General features: G+C 71.4%; 20 protein-coding genes and 1 pseudogene. 8 read left to right on the top strand and 13 right to left on the bottom strand.

All coding sequences use genetic code 11. From position 1 onward, the window contains the following. Positions 1-19: 19 nt before the first annotated feature. The 8 genes and pseudogenes from OG379_RS02860 to OG379_RS02895 all read right to left on the bottom strand — a co-directional run bounded on the left by OG379_RS02860 (position 20) and on the right by OG379_RS02895 (position 7970). The gene (locus OG379_RS02860) at positions 20-1426 is read right to left on the bottom strand and encodes an NADP-dependent succinic semialdehyde dehydrogenase (protein WP_405658901.1); all 1407 of its coding nucleotides are present in this window, start codon (positions 1424-1426) and stop codon (positions 20-22) included. A 148-nt stretch (positions 1427-1574) separates the two neighbouring features. Continuing rightward, a complete protein-coding gene (locus OG379_RS02865; RefSeq protein WP_405658904.1) occupies positions 1575-2090 on the bottom strand; it encodes an ATP-binding protein in 516 nt (171 codons plus the stop codon). Positions 2091-2243: 153 nt separating this feature from the next. Then, on the bottom strand, positions 2244-4340 hold the full coding sequence (locus tag OG379_RS02870; protein ID WP_405658906.1) for a xanthine dehydrogenase family protein molybdopterin-binding subunit: 2097 nt from the start codon (positions 4338-4340) through the stop codon (positions 2244-2246). Positions 4341-4384: 44 nt separating this feature from the next. Next, complete coding sequence (locus OG379_RS02875) at positions 4385-5380, bottom strand: FAD binding domain-containing protein (RefSeq protein ID WP_405658909.1); 996 nt, start codon at positions 5378-5380, stop codon at positions 4385-4387. Further along, on the bottom strand, positions 5377-5949 hold the full coding sequence (locus OG379_RS02880) for a 2Fe-2S iron-sulfur cluster-binding protein (RefSeq protein WP_405658911.1): 573 nt from the start codon (positions 5947-5949) through the stop codon (positions 5377-5379). Before OG379_RS02880 ends, OG379_RS02875 begins: the two co-directional genes overlap by 4 nt. Positions 5950-5985: 36 nt before the next feature. Continuing rightward, positions 5986-6381 (bottom strand): hypothetical protein, encoded by a 396-nt coding sequence (locus OG379_RS02885; RefSeq protein ID WP_393754466.1) that lies wholly within the window; start codon positions 6379-6381, stop codon positions 5986-5988. A gap of 227 nt (positions 6382-6608) precedes the next feature. Next, positions 6609-6844, bottom strand: a pseudogene (locus tag OG379_RS02890) (hypothetical protein); the annotation flags it as partial. 160 nt (positions 6845-7004) lie between these two features. After that, positions 7005-7970, bottom strand: a complete 966-nt coding sequence (locus tag OG379_RS02895) for an LLM class F420-dependent oxidoreductase (RefSeq protein WP_405658913.1) — start codon at positions 7968-7970, stop codon at positions 7005-7007. Between the two features lie 88 nt (positions 7971-8058). On the opposite strand from OG379_RS02895, the gene OG379_RS02900 reads away from it, so the two are divergent. From OG379_RS02900 to OG379_RS02910, 3 genes are all read left to right on the top strand, one after another. Beyond that, complete coding sequence (locus OG379_RS02900; protein ID WP_393754470.1) at positions 8059-8418, top strand: DUF6479 family protein; 360 nt, start codon at positions 8059-8061, stop codon at positions 8416-8418. Between the two features lie 27 nt (positions 8419-8445). Further along, complete coding sequence (locus OG379_RS02905) at positions 8446-9360, top strand: cation diffusion facilitator family transporter (RefSeq protein ID WP_405658915.1); 915 nt, start codon at positions 8446-8448, stop codon at positions 9358-9360. A gap of 103 nt (positions 9361-9463) precedes the next feature. Further along, positions 9464-10291: a VOC family protein gene (locus OG379_RS02910; RefSeq protein WP_405658917.1), complete on the top strand. Its 828-nt coding sequence runs from the start codon at positions 9464-9466 to the stop codon at positions 10289-10291. Between the two features lie 6 nt (positions 10292-10297). Here the strand turns inward: OG379_RS02910 and OG379_RS02915 are convergent, their stop codons facing one another. Next, a complete protein-coding gene (locus OG379_RS02915; RefSeq protein WP_405658920.1) occupies positions 10298-10861 on the bottom strand; it encodes a DUF6328 family protein in 564 nt (187 codons plus the stop codon). Positions 10862-11168: 307 nt separating this feature from the next. On the opposite strand from OG379_RS02915, the gene OG379_RS02920 reads away from it, so the two are divergent. After that, positions 11169-11555, top strand: a complete 387-nt coding sequence (locus tag OG379_RS02920; protein WP_393754479.1) for a VOC family protein — start codon at positions 11169-11171, stop codon at positions 11553-11555. A 61-nt stretch (positions 11556-11616) separates the two neighbouring features. Here OG379_RS02920 and OG379_RS02925 read toward each other — a convergent pair whose 3' ends face one another. Both OG379_RS02925 and OG379_RS02930 read right to left on the bottom strand, forming a co-directional pair. Then, positions 11617-12099 carry a GNAT family N-acetyltransferase gene (locus tag OG379_RS02925; RefSeq protein ID WP_405658923.1) on the bottom strand — a complete coding sequence of 161 codons (483 nt, stop codon included), beginning with the start codon at positions 12097-12099 and terminating at the stop codon, positions 11617-11619. 43 nt (positions 12100-12142) lie between these two features. After that, positions 12143-12547 (bottom strand): DUF1992 domain-containing protein, encoded by a 405-nt coding sequence (locus tag OG379_RS02930; RefSeq protein WP_405658925.1) that lies wholly within the window; start codon positions 12545-12547, stop codon positions 12143-12145. A 227-nt stretch (positions 12548-12774) separates the two neighbouring features. Between OG379_RS02930 and OG379_RS02935 the strand changes: the two genes are divergently transcribed. Both OG379_RS02935 and OG379_RS02940 read left to right on the top strand, forming a co-directional pair. Then, positions 12775-13350 (top strand): hypothetical protein, encoded by a 576-nt coding sequence (locus OG379_RS02935; protein WP_405658927.1) that lies wholly within the window; start codon positions 12775-12777, stop codon positions 13348-13350. 158 nt (positions 13351-13508) lie between these two features. After that, entirely contained in the window at positions 13509-13901 is a 393-nt protein-coding gene (locus tag OG379_RS02940; protein WP_405658929.1) for a hypothetical protein, read from the top strand. Between the two features lie 115 nt (positions 13902-14016). Here OG379_RS02940 and OG379_RS02945 read toward each other — a convergent pair whose 3' ends face one another. Both OG379_RS02945 and OG379_RS02950 read right to left on the bottom strand, forming a co-directional pair. Next, complete coding sequence (locus OG379_RS02945; protein ID WP_393754495.1) at positions 14017-14814, bottom strand: tyrosine-protein phosphatase; 798 nt, start codon at positions 14812-14814, stop codon at positions 14017-14019. 106 nt (positions 14815-14920) lie between these two features. Further along, entirely contained in the window at positions 14921-15415 is a 495-nt protein-coding gene (locus OG379_RS02950) for a DUF6325 family protein (protein ID WP_405658932.1), read from the bottom strand. A 144-nt stretch (positions 15416-15559) separates the two neighbouring features. On the opposite strand from OG379_RS02950, the gene OG379_RS02955 reads away from it, so the two are divergent. Then, positions 15560-15979, top strand: a complete 420-nt coding sequence (locus tag OG379_RS02955; protein ID WP_405658935.1) for a helix-turn-helix transcriptional regulator — start codon at positions 15560-15562, stop codon at positions 15977-15979. 10 nt (positions 15980-15989) lie between these two features. Then, positions 15990-16403, top strand: coding sequence for a VOC family protein (locus OG379_RS02960; protein ID WP_362931971.1), 414 nt, complete (start codon positions 15990-15992; stop codon positions 16401-16403). Positions 16404-16408: the final 5 nt, after the last annotated feature.

Below are 16408 nucleotides of genomic sequence, written 5' to 3' on the forward strand. Positions count from 1 at the left end.
GCGTCTCCCTGGGGCAGGACTAGCGGGCGTCCGGGTCGGGGCCGTACCAGACGGTGGTGGCGTTGCAGAACTCGCGGATGCCGTGTCCCGCCAGCTCCCGCCCGTAGCCGGAGCGCTTCACCCCGCCGAACGGCAGCGCCGGGTGGGAGGCCGTCATGCCGTTGAAGAACACCCCGCCGGCCTCCAGGTCGCGCACGCAGCGGTCCATCTCCCCCTGGTCACGCGTCCAGACGTTGGAACTGAGCCCGAAGGGTGTGTCGTTGGCGAGATCCACTGCCTCGTCGAGGTCGGCCACCCGGTAGAGCGTGGCGACCGGGCCGAAGGTCTCCTCGCGGTGGATGCGCATGTCCGGGGTGATCCCCGTGAGCACGGTGGGCTCGTAGAACCAGCCACGGTCCAGACCTTCGGGCCGCTTGCCCCCGCACAGCGCGGTGGCGCCCTTGCCGAGGGCGTCCTCGACGAGCTCCTCCAGGTCGGTGCGGCCCTGTTCGCTGGAGAGGGGACCTACGTCGGTGGACTCCTCCAGAGGGTCGCCGACGGTCAGCGCGCGCATCCCCGCGGTGAACCGCTCGGTGAAGGCGTCGTAGACGTCCGTGTGGACGATGAAGCGCTTGGCGGCGATACACGACTGGCCGTTGTTCTGGACGCGGGCGGTCACCGCGGTCTCCGCGGCCTTCTCGACGTCCGCCGAGGGCAGGACGACGTAGGGGTCGCTGCCGCCGAGTTCCAGCACGGTCTTCTTCACCTCGTCGCCGGCGACGGAGGCGACCGCGCGGCCCGCCGGTTCGCTGCCGGTGAGCGTCGCCGCGGAGACCCGGGGGTCGCGCAGGACGGCCTCGACGGCGCCCGAGCCGATGAGCAGCGTCTGGAAGCAGCCGGCGGGGAACCCGGCCCTGGTGAACAGGTCCTCGATGTACAGGGCGGTCTGCGGCACGTTCGAGGCGTGCTTGAGGAGGCCGGTGTTGCCCGCCATGAGGGCCGGCGCGGCGAAGCGCATGACCTGCCAGAGCGGGAAGTTCCACGGCATCACGGCGAGCACGACGCCCAGCGGCCGGTAGTGCACGCGGGCGCGGGAGGCACCGGAGTCCTTGACGTCGGTGTCGTCGGGGTGCTCGTCGGCGAGCAGGCGCTCGGCGTTGGCCGCGTACCAGCGCATCGCCTTGGCGCACTTGGCGGCCTCGGCGCGGGCTGCCTTGACCGGCTTGCCCATCTCGGTGGTCATGGTGCGGGCGATGTCCTGCTGGTCCTCGTCGAGGAGATCGGCGGCCCGGTTCAGCAGGCGGGCGCGCTCGGCGAAGTCCGTGGTGCGGTAGCTGCGGAACGCGCGGTGCGCGGCGGCGAGCCTGCGCTCGGTCTCCCCCTCGTCCAGCGCGTCGAATGTCCTGAGCGTCTCGCCGTTCGCGGGGTTGACCGTCGCGATGGGCATGGCAGTGCCTCCTTGCGTTGTTCTTCGACCGTGCCGCGCCACGCCGCAGCGCGCAACGCGAACCTCACGCACACGTACCCGGCCGACGCGGATCATGCGTGCCGCGGGCACACCGTCCGCGCCGGCCGGGCCGGCACCGGGCTGTTCGTCACACGAGTTCGGCCACCGGGCCACTTTCGACCGCCGGGCTGCTCCCGGCCACCTGGCCGCCTTCGTCCACCGGGCCGCCGAGGAACGTGCGCCCGCCGGGGAACGGCGTGGGCGGCAGCAGTCCGGTGGTGCACGGCGTCTCGGCGTAGCGCGTGAACCACACGACCTTGCCGTCAGGGGTCCGGCAGGTGCCCCAGCTGTCGCTGAGGGCCATGACACGGCTGAGGCCGCCGCCACCGCCGTCGAGCAGCCGGGGCATCCGGGAATCGTTGTCGGCCACGGACACCGTCAGGTGCCGGCCGCTCCAGCGGAGCTCGACGACGCAGTGGTTGTCGTCGCCGACGTGTCGCTGGACGTTCGTCAGGAGCTCCTCCGCGGCCCGGCACACCGGCCGGACGTGCAGGTCGAGACTCCAGTGACGAAGGTGTGCGGCGACTATGCGCCGCAGCTGGGAAATGCGCTCTGCCGACACCTGCAGTTCGACCAGATAGTGCCGGTCGAGTGGAACGGTCATCGTCGAGGCTCCTCACCGCGAGGCTCACGTGCTTCACCCCGTTTGAACCAACGACCCCCGAACACGAAGCGTGAGCAGTAATCACTTCTGGGTCACTCATCAGGGTGACCCGAGGGGGCCGGTTGCGCAACCGAGGGAGCCGGGCACCGGGTGTCACGGCAGGTAGGGCAGCAGTTTGTCCGGGGTGAGGGGGAGCTCCCGCACCCGGGCGCCGGTGGCGTGGCGCACGGCGTTCCCGATCGCGGCCGCGGTTCCGACGATGCCGATCTCGCCGATGCCCTTGCTGCCCATGGGGTTGAGGTGCGGGTCGTCCTCGTCGATCCAGTGCGCCTGGATGTCGGGGACGTCGGCGCAGGACGGCACGTGGTACGAGGCCAGGTCGTTCTCGGTGAAGTCCCCGAAGGCGGGGTCCATGGTGCTGCCCTCGGTGAGGGCCATGCCGAGGCCCATGACCATTCCGCCGATGAACTGGGAGCGTGCCGTACGGGAGTTGAGGATGCGTCCGGCGGCGTACACGCCGAGCAGTCTGCGCACCCGGACCTCGCCGGTGAGGGAGTCGACCGCCACCTCGGCGAAGTGGGCGCCGAAGGCGTGCCGTGCGTACGGGGACTCCTGCGCCGTCTCCTCACCGGTGTCGGCGGTGACCGTGACGCCCTCCGGCGGGAGCGGCCCGGTGTGTCCTTCGAGCCGGCGTACCAGGGCGGTGGCCGCCTTGTGCACCGCGGAGCCCCAGGAGGCCGTGCCCGAGGAGCCGCCCGCGACAGGTGCCTTGGGCAGATCGCTGTTGCCGATGTCGACCGTCACGTTCTCCTGGGGTGTGTCCAGGACCGAGGCGGCGATCTGCGCCAGGACGGTGCGGGCGCCGGTGCCGATGTCCGTGGCGTTGACCCCGATGCGGTAGGAGCCGTCGGGAACGGCCTGCGCCGAGGCTGCCGCCTTCGACACGATTACGGGGTACGTCGCGGAGGCGACCCCCGTGCCGAGCAGCCAGGGCCCGTCCTCACGGGTGGCGGGCTGCGGGTCCCGGTCGTGCCAGCCGAAGCGCCGGGCGCCCTCGCTCAGACAGGCGGCGAGGTTGCGGCTGCTGAACGGGCGCCCGCTGTCGGGCTCGGTCTGCGGTTCGTTGCGCAGCCTGAGCTCGACGGGGTCGAGGCCGAGGGCGTTCGCCAGTTCGTCCATGGCCGACTCCAGGGCGTACATCCCCGAGGCCTCCCCCGGTGCGCGCATCCAGGACGGGCTGGGCACGTCGAGTGCCGCCACCCGGTGCTCCGTGCGGCTGTGGGGCGAGGCGTACATGATGCGGGCGGGCACGGCGGCCTGCTCGACGAACTCCTTGATCCGCGAGGTGTGCGTGACGATCTCGTGGGAGACGCTGGAGAGGACGCCGTCGCGGTCGGCGCCCAGCCGGACCCGTTGCAGGGTGGGTGCGCGGTGCCCGACGATCGCCGGCATGTACCGCCGGGGCAGGGCGAGCTGGACCGGGAGACCGGTGTGCCGCGCGGCCATCGCGGCGAGGACGGCCTGGGGGCGTGGGGTGCCCTTGGAACCGAAGCCGCCACCGACGTGTTCCGAGATGACGGTGATGCGGTCCGGGTCGAGCCCGAGGGCCGTGGCGAGGCTTTCACGGACGGCGGTCGCTCCCTGGCTGGAGTCATGGACGGTCAGATGTCCGTCGGCCCACCGCGCGGTGGAGGCGTGCGGCTCCATGGGGTGGTTGTGCAGCCCCCGCAGTGTGTAGGTGGCGTCGATCCGCACGGGTGCGGCGTCGAACGCGCGCATGGCGTCGCCGCGTTCGCGAAGAGCCGGGTAGCCGCCGTTCGCCTCCTGCGGGGTGTAGAGGCCCGGGTGGTCCGCGGTGAGGACGACGTCGTGCCCGGTGGAGGCGTACTCGACGTGTACGGCCTCCGCGCCGGCCCGCGCGGATTCGAGGCTCTCCGCCAGGACGAGGGCGACGGGCCAGCCGCGGTGCGGCACCCGGTCGTCCTGGAGCACGGCGAGGATCGGGTCGTCGGGCTCCTTCAGCCGCGGCGCGTTGTCCTGGGTCAGGACGGTGTGCACCCCCGGCACCGCGAGCGCGTCGGCGGTACGGATCGCGGTGACACGCCCGCTCGCGACGGTGGCGGGGACGATCCAGCCGTACAGACAGCCCGGAACGGTGTGCTCCGCGGCGTAGAGGGCGGTGCCGGTGACCTTGTCCCGGCCCTCGCGGCGGACTACGGGCGCGCCCAGCGCCCGGGGGGAGTCGCTCATGACGGAAGTCCTCGGTTCGTGGGGGTGTGCGGGGGGACGGCGGGTCAGCCGGCCGCGGCCTCGGTGGTGAGTTCGGCCAGGGTGCCGACGGCCAGCCGGCGGGCCAGGTCCACCTTGAAGCCGTTGTCGCGCAGGGGTCTGGCCGCCGCGAGCTCGGCGTCCACCGCGCGCGTGAAGGTGTCCTCGTTCGCGGGGGCCCCGCGCAGCACGTCCTCGGCCACCCGGGCACGCCACGGGCGGTGCGCGAGCCCGCCGAAGGCGAGCGAAGCACGGTCGACGCGGCCGTCGCGCACACTCAGCACGGCCGCGACGGAGGCCAGGGCGAAGGCGTACGAGGCGCGGTCCCGGGCCTTGCGGTACAGGGAGACGGCGCCGGCGGGAGGCGGCGGCAGCACCACTTCGGTGATCAGCTCGCCCGGGCGGATCACCGTGTCCTGGTCCGGGTTGTCGCCGGGCAGCCGGTGGAAGTCGGTCACGGGTACGGTCCGCTCCCCCTCGGGTCCGTGCAGCAGGACGGCGGCGTCGAGGGCGGCGAGGGCGACCGCCATGTCCGAGGGGTTGGTGGCGACGCAGTCCTGCGAGTGACCCAGCACCGCGAGATCGCGGTGTGCTCCCTCCCGGGCCGGGCACCCGGAGCCGGGGGCCCGTTTGTTGCAGGGCTTCGTGACGTCCTGGAAGTACGGGCAGCGCGTGCGCTGGAGCAGGTTCCCGCCGGTGGTGGCGGTGTTGCGGAGCTGCCCGGACGCTCCGGCCAGCAGGGCTTGCGAGAGGGCGGGATAGCCGCTCCGTACGTCGGGGTGGGCGGCGAGGTCGCTGTTGCGCACGGTCGCGCCGATCCGGAGACCGCCGTCGTCCGTCCGCGTCACCCGGTCCAGCGGCAGCCGGCTGACGTCGACGAGCAGGCCCGGCGACTCGACGCCGAGTTTCATCAGGTCGACGAGGTTGGTTCCGCCGCCCAGGAACCGTGCGCCCGGGTGTCCGGCGCCCGCCCGGACGGCTTCGGTCACGGTGGCGGGGCGCAGATAGGCGAAGGGTTTCACGGGGCCACGTCCTTGATCGCCTCGACGATGTGGGGGTAAGCGCCGCACCGGCAGAGGTTGCCGCTCATCCGCTCGCGGATCTCGTCCGCGTCGAGCGAGGCCGGCCCCCCGGCGGCGAGCGCCGGCCGCGGGGTGGCGTGGGAGGGGAAGCCGTCCTCGGCCTCCCGGAGCATGCCGGCCGCCGAGCAGATCTGCCCCGGGGTGCAGTAGCCGCACTGGAGCGCGTCCCTCTCCAGGAAGGCCGCCTGCAGGGGATGCAGTCGGTCGCCCTCGGCCAGCCCTTCGACGGTGGTGATGTGGGTGTCCTCCTGGGCGACGGCCAGCAGGAGACAGCTGTTGGCGCGCCGGCCGTCGACGAGCACGGTGCAGGCTCCGCACTGGCCGTGGTCGCAGCCCTTCTTCGCGCCCATGAGTCCGAGGTGCTCCCTCAGGGTGTCCAGCAGGGTGGTGCGGTGGTCGAGCGTCAGGGTCCGTGCCGCGCCGTTGACGTGCAGGGTGAAGGTGGAACAGTCGTCGGGAGTCGGCACCTGGGCCGCATCCGCGTCGACGGTCCCCGGGGTGGCATTCATGTACGCGTTACCTTCCGGGTTCGGTTCGTGCGGGCGTCAGGCGGGGCGGTGGCTCTCCAGCCGCAGGCGGATCTCCTGCTCCTGGTCGCCCGCCGCTGTTCCGACGAGCCGGACGGTGAACGCGTCCGCCAGTTGCTTGCGGAGCCGGTCGACCGCCCAGTAGCCGCCCTGCGCCTCGACCATCACGGGCTCGGAGAGCCGCGCGGGTCCGGGGCCGGCCTTCGTCTCGGTGACGTCGACGGTCGCCGTCCACACGGTGGGGCGTGTGTCCGACTCGTCCTCCGGGGCGTCACCCGCCGGACGGTCGGATGCGAAGGAACGGCGCAGCACGTCGAACACGGTGCGCGCGTCCTCCTTCGGGCAGCCGGTCACCGCCACCACGACATCGCCGCTCTCCTGGTGTTCCTGTGTCTGTTCCTGCGTGCTGTTCACCCTGGGTTCCTTTCACTGGGAGCGCTGCGAGCGCTGCTCGGCGGCCTCATGCTGGGGGCCGACCGTGTGGGCGGGGTCCTCGGCGGAGGCGATTCCCGCCGCGAAGACCCCGAAGCGTCTGGAGGCCGGCCCGCGAGCAGCACGAGGCCCGCGCCTGCGGCGACGGGGCGGTTGCGGTGTCCGAGCCGGAAGCCCTTGTCGGTGCGCCCCGCTGCCAGGTCCTGCCCCCTGGACTCGACGACACGGTCCGCGACCATGTCCATCGCCGTCTCCAGACGAACGACTCCCGGTCGGCTGCGTACGGGCTCCGGTACAGCACCTGGTGGCGACGGGCCGCCGTGGCCGTGCGGCGCCCGGCCCCTTCCGTCTCCCGCGACACCACCACCCGTCCTCTGCCCAGAGGATCACCGCCGGTCAGCTGCCGGAACACGGGGCGGCGGCCGAGCGGGTTGCCTGCTCCCATCGCATTTCCTCCAGCGGTCCGGGGACTGACTCCAGGCTCACCCCACGGCTCCGTGTCGGCGACACGAGCGGTGTTCCGGCGGGCAGGCCCGCGAAAGATCTCGTACCCGGTGTGCGGCGGGGAAACGTGGCCGCCCGCCCGCGCCGTGTGCCCCCGCCGCCTACAGTTCGCAGAGCGCCGGCAGGAGCGTGCTGCGGGCCCAGTCGATGAAGGGCTGCTGGTGGGCCCCACCGATCTGGACGAGAGCGACCTCGGTGAAGCCCGCTTCGCTGTAGGGGCGTACGGCCTCGACGAACGCCTCGACGTCCGAGCCGCACGGGATCGCTCCGGCGATGTCGTCCTTGCGGACGAATTGGGTCGCCTGCTCGAAGGCGGAGGGGCCGGGCAGTTCCGAGTTGACCTTCCAGCCGCCGAGCGACCAGCGGAACTGCTCGTGGGCGCGGGCAACGGCCGCGTCCCGGTCGGTGTCGTAGCAGACGGGCACCTGTCCCACGCGCGGCTTGCCGGCCCCACCGTGCCGGTCGAACGCGCTCAGGAGTTCGCTCTTGGGTTCGGTCGCGATGACCAGGTCGCCCAGGGTTCCCGCGAGTTCGCAGGACTTCTCCCCGGAGACCGCGATGCCGATGGGGACACGCTTGTCGGGCAGGTCCCAGAGCGTGGCGTTCTCCACGTCGAAGTGGGTGCCGTGGTGGTTGACGTAGCCCCCGTCGAAGAGGGCGCGGATGATCTGCACGGCCTCTTCGAGCATCTCCAGCCGCACATGGGCGGAGGGCCATCCCGCGCCCACGACGTGTTCGTTGAGACTCTCCCCGGAACCGAGGCCGAGACGGAAGCGGCCCTCGGCGAGGAGCTGGAGCGTCGCCGCCTTCTGCGCGACCACCGCGGGGTGGTAGCGGGTGGTCGGGCAGGTCACGTACGTCATCAGTGGGATCCGGGAGGTGGCCTGCGCGGCGGCTCCCAGGACCGACCAGGCGTAGGGCGCGTGTCCCTGGGAACCCAACCAGGGGAAGTAGTGGTCGGAGGTGACGGAGAAGTCGAACCCTGCCTCCTCCGCCGCGACCACGTCCCTGACGAGGGCGCGGGGGCCTGCCTGCTCGGTCATCATCGTGTAGCCGATCTGAACCATATGAAACTCATTTACCGTGACATCGCCATAAAACATGAATTCATGTCAATGGCTGTCTGTGATCGACTCCCCGGGGTATCCGCCATGCATGGACGTAACGAATGGAGCATGGGAATCGCTCGCCACCACCGGCGGCGGCGACGGGCCGGGCGCGGTAGGCGTGATCATCGGCATCATCGGTCTGCTGGTGGTGCTTCTGCTGATCGGAGGCTTCTGGTTCGGGATGCGGCGCCGCGACAAGGAGTCACGGCCGCCGCGACCGGATGAGCAGCCGCCGCGTCCGGATCACCGGACGGAGATCCAGGAGAGCGGCCGGCACAGTTCGGACCACTTCCCCGAGAACGGCCGGGCCATGTCGCCGTACGAACTCGGCCACCACGGCAATGAGGTGATCCCGCCCGACAACCCCCCGGGCACCACCCCCGACCCCGAGCGCCCGCGCGACTGACGGCGGCGCAGACGGATGGGGGGAAAGATGAACCAGTCGAATTCCGACCGCAAGACCCGGATCACGGTACTGGTCGCGCTCGCGGCCAACCTCGTCATCGCTGTGGCCAAGGGGGTGGGTGGATTCCTGTCGGGATCCCCCGCCCTCCTGTCCGAGGCCGCCCACTCCGTGGCGGACAGCGTGAACGAGGTCTTCCTGCTGGCCGCGCTGAAGCGCAGCCGCCGGCCTCCGGACGCACATCACCCCTTCGGGTACGGCAAGGAGCGCTACTTCTGGTCGCTGCTCGCGGCCGTCGGAATCTTCGTCGTGGGCGGCTGTTTCTCGTTCTTCCAGGGCTTCGAGGCACTGGGCCGGGACGAGCAGGAGTCACCCGAGGGGTACACCGTCGGCCTGATCGTCCTCGGGGTCGCTTTCCTCGCGGAAGGCGCCTCCCTGGTCCGCGCCCTGCTCCAGCTCCGCGGGGAGAAGGGCGCCGCCCGCGACCCCGCGCTGAGGACGGTGATCGCCGAGGACAGCACGGCGGTGCTGGGTGTGGTGCTGGCCATGGCGGGAATGGTGCTGCACCTGGTCACGGGAGACGTCGTGTGGGAGGCGTCGGCCTCGCTGGCGATCGGCCTGCTGCTGGTCTACGTCGCCTTCCGGCTCGGCAGGGACGCGCGCGACCGGCTGATCGGTGAGTCCGCCGAACCCGGGCTGCGCCGGGGCGTGGAGGACCTCCTCGTCTCCCAGTCCGAGATCGACAACGTCGCGGCCCTGTTCACCATGGGCCTCGGTCTCGACTCCGTGCTGGTGGCGGCAAGGATCGACCTCGCGCCCGGAATCGACAGCGAGGAGGTCGAGCGGGTCGCCGTCCGGATAAAGCGGTCGATCGCCCGGAGCTGGCCCGAGGCCGAGCACGTCTTCCTCGACATCACGAACGCCCCTCCCCGGGGCGGGGTGTGACCGCGTCGGCCGCGTGTTGCGGGAGTCGCCGAGGCGGATGAGGCTGGTCCTGGCCGCGCGGCACCGAAGAAGTCATGCCGCAGAACCGATAAGGCAGTGGACCATGACTCCTAGCGATCCGCGGGGCACGCCGGAACCGGCGGTGCTGAGCGGTGCGAGCGCCCCCTGCTGGGTCCATCTGGTGACCCGCGACCTCGAGGACGCGCGGCGCTTCTACGGCGCCGTTCTCGGCTGGACCTTCCGTCCCGGACCGCTGGGCAGGGACTTCCTGATGGCGCGCTCCGGCGGTGTGCCGGTGGCCGGCATCGGCGCGGTCGCGTCCGCCTATCAGGTGGGCGTGGCCTGGATGCCCTACTTCTCGGTCCGGGACGCCGATGTCGTCTCGGACCGAATCCGGGAGCGCAGCGGCACCGTGGCCGTGGGCCCGCTGGCGGTCGGGCAGGGACGTGCGGTCCTGGCCGCCGACCGGGACGGAGCCTCCTTCGGCGTCTGGGAGTGGACAGGCCGCGCGGCCACCCTCGCACCGTCCGGGAACCGGGCACACGCCTGGCTGCGGCTGCGCACCAGGGACGCCTTCGACGCCGCGATCTTCTACGGCGAGGTCCTCGGCTGGGAGAGCGGGGAGCCCGGCGGCTGCGAGGTGGCGTACGTGAAGGAAGAGGTGCTCGTACGCTGCAACGGCCGCCCGCTGGCCCGGATCAGCTCCGGTGCCGTGGAGGCCGCTCCCGATCCTCAGGTGCGTCCGCACTGGCAGGTGCAGTTCCCGGTCCCCGATGTGGGCGCGACCGTCCAGGCGGCGGAGCGGAACGGGGGGACCCTCATGGAACGGCGCGACGTGCGGTTCGGCAACGAGGCGACGCTGCGGGATCCGGACGGCGGGCTCTTCACCGTGACGGACGTACGCGGCCCTGCGGGCGTGGACGAGGACTGACGGGGGTCAGGGACGCGGGTCCGGGTCCCCGGCGTCCGGGGTCTCTCCTCCGTCGGCGGGCCTCCGGCCGTTGTTCCGGGCAATGGCCCAGAGCGGGAACACGAACCAGCAGACGAGGAACCACAGGGCCATCCCGCCGACCAGCCACAGGGCCGCCACGTTGTGCAGCGCCACCCTCAGTATGAGCAGCAGCGTGCTGCACATCGTGCAGAAGAGCAGGCCGAGGCCCAGCTTCGTGAGACGTGAGGCCCAGGTGACCGTCTGCGGCTTCATCCGGCGGCCGGTGAGGAGCCGGTGGTACGACACGGGCCCTATCAGCGCGGCTGCGGTCGCGGATCCCAGCATGACGGTCACGACGTAGATGTTCCGGTCGGCGGTGGAGAGATCGGCGAAGCGGGGCTGGAAGACCACCGCGAGCAGGAAGCCGAACAGGATCTGGACGCCGGTCTGCGCGACCCGGAGTTCCTGGAGCAGGTCGCCCCACTGCCGGTCCGCCCGCTCCTCCTCGGTCTCCTGGCGTCCGCTGCGGGGGTTCGTACCGCTCCCGCCGCCCACCGGTCTCTGTCCCATGGATGCCTCCCCCACCTCGTAGAGGTGGTACTGGTGCCCCGCGTAGCGGCCGCGAATCCTGGCTCACCCGCCTTGCCGGGCGGCCGGTCAGTGCGGGGCGGCTCGCCGGCCGGTGCTCTCCATGGTGGCAGCCACCGGGAAAACCACCACAGCGACAGCGGGAAGGAGGCGACCGCCTCGGACCGAGGGCCAGACCTCGACGCAGCGTGACTACTCGCATAGGATCGTCGTACGGCATCGCGCGTCGGTCACCGGCTGGGTGAGGCGTGGAGGTAGCCCGTGAGATGCCCGTTGGAGGCATTCCACAGTGTCAGTCGAGCTGAATCACACCATCGTTCACAGCCGGGACAACCGCGAGTCCGCCGAGTTCCTGGCGCACATCCTGGGTCTCACCGTCGGAACGGAATGGGGACCCTTCATCCCGGTCGTCCTCGCGAACGGCGTCACGCTGGACTTCGCGTCCGTTCCCGCCGAATCGATCACCGTGCAGCACTACGCGTTCCTCATCTCGGAGGCGGAGTTCGACACCGCCTTCGAACGCATCGAGGCGCAGGGGATCTCGTATTACGCCGATCCCCACAAGAAGCAGCCCGGCGAGATCAATCACAACGACGGCGGACGCGGGGTGTACTTCCCGGATCCGAGCGGTCACGGGATGGAGATCATCACCCGTCCGTACGGCGGCTGGTCGTAACCTGCTCCACCCCCGGCCCGCTCGAACGGCCCGGCCCCCGACCGGGGCCGGGCCCTTCGGCTCAGGGGCCCCCGTCGGTCCTCAGCGTCAGCTCGGGCCGGTCCCACATCACCGCGGGAGGGCGGGCCGCGACGGTGCCGGTGCGTTCGGCGCCGACGCTGCGGTAGAAGCCCTCGGCCGGCGGGTGCGCGACCACACGTACGGCGGCGATCCCCGCGCGGCGCGCCTCGTCGCGCAGGTGGCCGACGAGGAGCCGCCCGATGCCCCGCCCCTGGGCGTCGTCGGCGACGAACATCAGGTCGAGCTCCGGAGGGGAAAGGACCAGGGCGTAGAAGCCGAGCACGCGGCCGTCGTCGTCCACGGCCACATGGACGACGTGCGCCTCGATGTAGTCGGGGCCGACCTTGTACCCCGCGACCATGGGCGCGTACGGGCCCTCGTAGGCGCGTGACGAGGTGACGAGACGGGTGAGCCGCTTGGCGTCCCGTGCGACGGCTCGTCGGACGTGGACGCCGCCGCGCCGGTCCGTAATACTCGTTCTCATGCGGTGAGTATTACGCATTCCTGGCGCGGAGCACACATGACGCTCAGCGCACGCTTCGTCCGGAGTGCCACTCGGCCACGATCGCGTCGATGTCGAACGGTCCGAGATTCAGCGGCGGCCCCTCCGGCGGTCTGGCGAGCGCCTCGCGGATCCTCTCGTTCATCTCGGCCAGGATGCGCCGGACCTCAGCCTCCGACCGTGCCTGCGACGCCTCCTGCCGGGCGTCTTCGGCCGCCTTCCGCAGTGTCAGGGAGGGCGGGAGCGCCGACAGCCCCTCGCGCTCCATCTTCGCCTTGATCCACCACATCGGGTCGTACGGCCTCTCCAGACCGGGAATCGGCTTTCCGGCACCCGGCAGGTCGGTGAACGCGCCCCGCTCCTCGGCCTCGCGGATCTGCCGGTCGACCCAGGTCTCGAAGTCGACCCCTGCTGGTTTGCGCTCGGTCACCGCACGCCCCTCTCGCAACTCGTACCGGACAGAACCGTGTTCGGCCGGGCACGTCCGCGTCTGCGTGTTCCAGGATACCGGGGGCATTCCCGCATGAACGGCGTCCAGGGGGTACACGCCTGTTGCGCACAGCCCGGTCGGCACACCGAACCGGGCCCGAAAAGGAAGGGGTTGACGAGAGTGAAACAGCACGACGCACCGACCGCGAACCGACGGGAGCGTCGGCCATGACGACCGTGGTGATCATCGTTGCCGTCGTCCTCGTGGCCGCGCTCGCCTTCTTCCTCGTCCGTGGCCGTAGGACCGGCGGGCGTGGGCTGCGGCGCCGCTTCGGACCCGAGTACGACCGGACGGTCGCCCGTCACGACGGCGACACCGCAGCGGCCGAGCACGAGCTCTCCGAGCGGGTGAAGCTGCACGGCTCCCTGTCCGAGCGGCCCCTGCGCCCGGAAGCCCGTGAGGCGTACGCCCGCCGCTGGGCAGAGGTACAGGAACAGTTCATCGACTCCCCCAGGGACGCGGTCGTCGAAGCCGACGCGCTCCTGGCACAGCTGGCGCACGACCGGGGCTTCCCGGACGGTGACAGCTTCGAGGAGCAGACGGCCGCCCTCTCCGTCCACCACGCCGAGCAGGTCGACGGCTACCGCAAGGTGCACACGGCCGTACGCGGCCAGGGCGGCACGGAGGAGATGAGGAAGGCCCTGATCGAGTCCCGGGCCCTCTTCGACGTACTTCTCGCGGACGCACCGGCTGAGCCGGCCCGAATGGACCGGCACGAGGCGAAAGGCAGTGCAGCAGCATGACCAACCGTACCGAGCACACGACAGAGCCCGTCCCCGCCACGGAGCCCCCGCCCGTCGACGACCGGGGGACCGTACTTGGGAGGGCGCCCGGATCCGCCCGGGGCGCAGCCCCGGGAGCAGCCCCGGGAACAGCGGCCGGGCTCACGCCCGGAGAGAGCATGGACCGTGAGCCGAGGAGCGGAGGACCGGGCGATCTCAGCGTTCCGCCCGCCCCGCGGAAGGCCCCGGCCGTGCCACAGGCCGAGGCCGAGCGGACCGGCCACCACGGGACCACCGGCACCGAACCGCTGGTCCCCCGGGACCACCAGGACAGGCTGGCGCTCCGCATGCAGCAGGCGGTCACCGACTTCGTCGAGAGCCCCCGCCGGGCGGTCGAGGAGGCGGACAGCACCTTCGACCAGATCGTCTCGGGCCTGACCGAAGCCCTCGCGGAACGCAGGCGCGTCCTGCGCGCGAGCTGGCAGGAGCAGGACACCGAGGCCCAGACGGAGGAACTGCGCATAGCGCTGCAGCGCTACCGCGACCTCAGCGAACAACTGCTGAAGATCTGAGCGGCACGGCCGCCCCACACCGGCCCGGTGCCACGTCGCCCGACGTGGCACCGGACCGGCCCGTGCCCGGGGCGGCCCGTGCCCGGGGCGGCCCGCCCGGCCGGGACCTCCCCGGTCAGGCCGGGACGGCCAGGTCGGCGCGCAGCCGCTCGGCCACCGCCGGGGGGAGGCGCAGCGCCTTGCCCAGATAGCCGTCGAGTCCGCCCCAGCGTTCGTCCATCGCGTCCAGGGCCGCCTCGAGATAGCGGGGCCGGGCCTCGATGACGGCGGACGCGATGTCCGGATCCCCGCCCTCGTCGAGGAAGCGCCGCACCGCGGGCCCGAAGGCGGCGCGCACCGCGCGGTTCACCGCGAGGAACTCCGCACGTACGACCTCACGGGAGGCGCCCGCCATCATCAGCAGCAGTGCGGTGGCCCAGCCCGTCCTGTCCTTCCCTGTCGCGCAGTGGAAGAGCAGCGGTCTCGCGTGCGGGTCAGCGACCGTGTCCAGGAAGGCGCGGTAGGCGGCCGCCGCTCCCGGGGAGAGGACCATCTTCCGGTAGGTCTGGGCGAACAGTTCCTCCGCCTTGCCGCCGCCGAGCAGACTGGCTGCTCCGTCCGGGTCACTGAGCAGCACCTTGAGCCGTGCCGGCGTCACGCCCGGGTTGTCGCCGAGGACGTCGGCGACGAAGAGCCGCGCGCCCGTCGGCAGCCGGTCCGGCGCCCATCGGCGCTCGTCGGCGGTGCGCAGGTCGACGACGGTGCGGATGCCGAGCGCGGCCACCGCCATGTCGTGCTCCGCGTCGAAGTCGCTCAGCTGGCCCGAGCGCAGCAGGATTCCCTGGCGCAGGCGGCGGTGGCGCCCCAGGGCGATGCCGCCCAGATCGCGCAGGTTGACAACGGTGGAGGCGGGGACGGCCCGGGCGGTCTGCACGATGAACTGCCTCTTTCCCGACAGACTGCAGGTCGGAATCAACGTCGCACGGCGTGCGAATATCGACAAAGGGAACGTGAGGTACCGGGACACCGGCGGAGGGGAATCAGTCGGCGAGGATCCTTGTCTTCTGTGCCGCGAATTCCGCGTCCGTGAGAACGCCCCGCTGCTTCAGATCGGCGAGCCTCTCGAGCAGCGTGATGACATCGTCCCCACCGTCCGCCGGGACGCGATCGTGCGCCAGGAGAAGGCCGCCCGCCTCCTGGACCGCCCGGGTGAGTGGCACCGACCAGAGGTCCTCCCACACGATCAGCGCGGCAGAGCTCCCCTCGGGCAGGCGTTCGAGCACATCGAGATCTGTGATCCGCGGCAGCCCGGCATCCCGGTCGCCCGGCGGTTCGAACGACACAAGCCCCTGGGGGTCCATCTCCCGCAGTTCGACGTACTCGAGGGCGCCGCCCGCACCTCTGCGGGTGAAGGCCAGGTCGAGGATGCGTACCGCCTCGGACGCGACGGCGTCGGCCAGTACGGGCGCGATCGCGTCGGCGAAGCGGCCGCCGGGAAAGGTGACGACGAGGTACTCCACGGGTCCCACGGCCATGGTGCGTCCTTCCCCTGCGATTCTGGATCGACAGCAGCTTAACTTCGGGCAATCCGTTACGCACTGTGAAAAAAGATGGCAGAGCGGACATAGGCGGAACCTGTGCACGCCGGTCGCGCTCCGCGCCCGTGGGATGGTGGTGGTGTGACCTTGGAAGACCTCGTCCGGCTGCGCCGGGCCCGTGACCGGATGGACCGCGACTACGCGGAGCCGCTCGACGTCACCGCGCTCGCCCGCGTCGCCCTCATGTCGCCGGGCCATTTCTCCCGCAGCTTCCGCGCCGCGTTCGGGGAGACCCCGTACAGCTACTTGATGACGCGCCGGATCGAGCGCGCGAAGGCCCTGCTGCGGCGGGGCGACCTCACGGTGACGGAGGTCTGCTTCGCGGTCGGCTGCACCTCGCTGGGGTCGTTCAGCTCGCGGTTCACCGAGCTGGTCGGCGAGAGCCCCAGCGCGTACCGGGCCCGCCCTCATGAGGCGGGCGCCGCCATCCCGGCCTGTGTCGCCAAGATCCACACAAGACCGGTCAGGAATGGAGAAGCGAAAGCATTCCGCCGCCCGTAGCGTTATTCGCATGGAAATCAACCTTTCGACATGCTTCATCGCCGTCGACGACCACGACAAGGCGCTGGCCTTCTACCGGGATGTCCTCGGCCTGGAGGTGCGCAACGACGTCGGTTTCGAGGGGATGCGCTGGGTGACCGTCGGCGCGCCGTCCCAGCCCGGTGTGGAGATCGTCCTCGAGCCGCCGCTCGCGGACCCGAACGCCTCCCCCGCCGACAAGGCGACCATGGCGGAACTGCTGGCCAAGGGGCTGCTGCGCGGTGTCATCTTCAGCACCGACGACTGCGACGCCACCTTCGAGCGCATCCGCGCGGCGGGCGGCGAGGTGCTCCAGGAGCCGGTCGACCAGCCGTACGGCGTCCGCGACTGCGCCTTCCGCGACCCGTCCGGCAACATGCTGCGCTTCAACCAGCCCCGCGGCTGATTCCG

This window comes from Streptomyces sp. NBC_01166 (genome assembly GCF_045039765.1).
Taxonomy (GTDB): Bacteria; Actinomycetota; Actinomycetes; order Streptomycetales; family Streptomycetaceae; genus Streptomyces.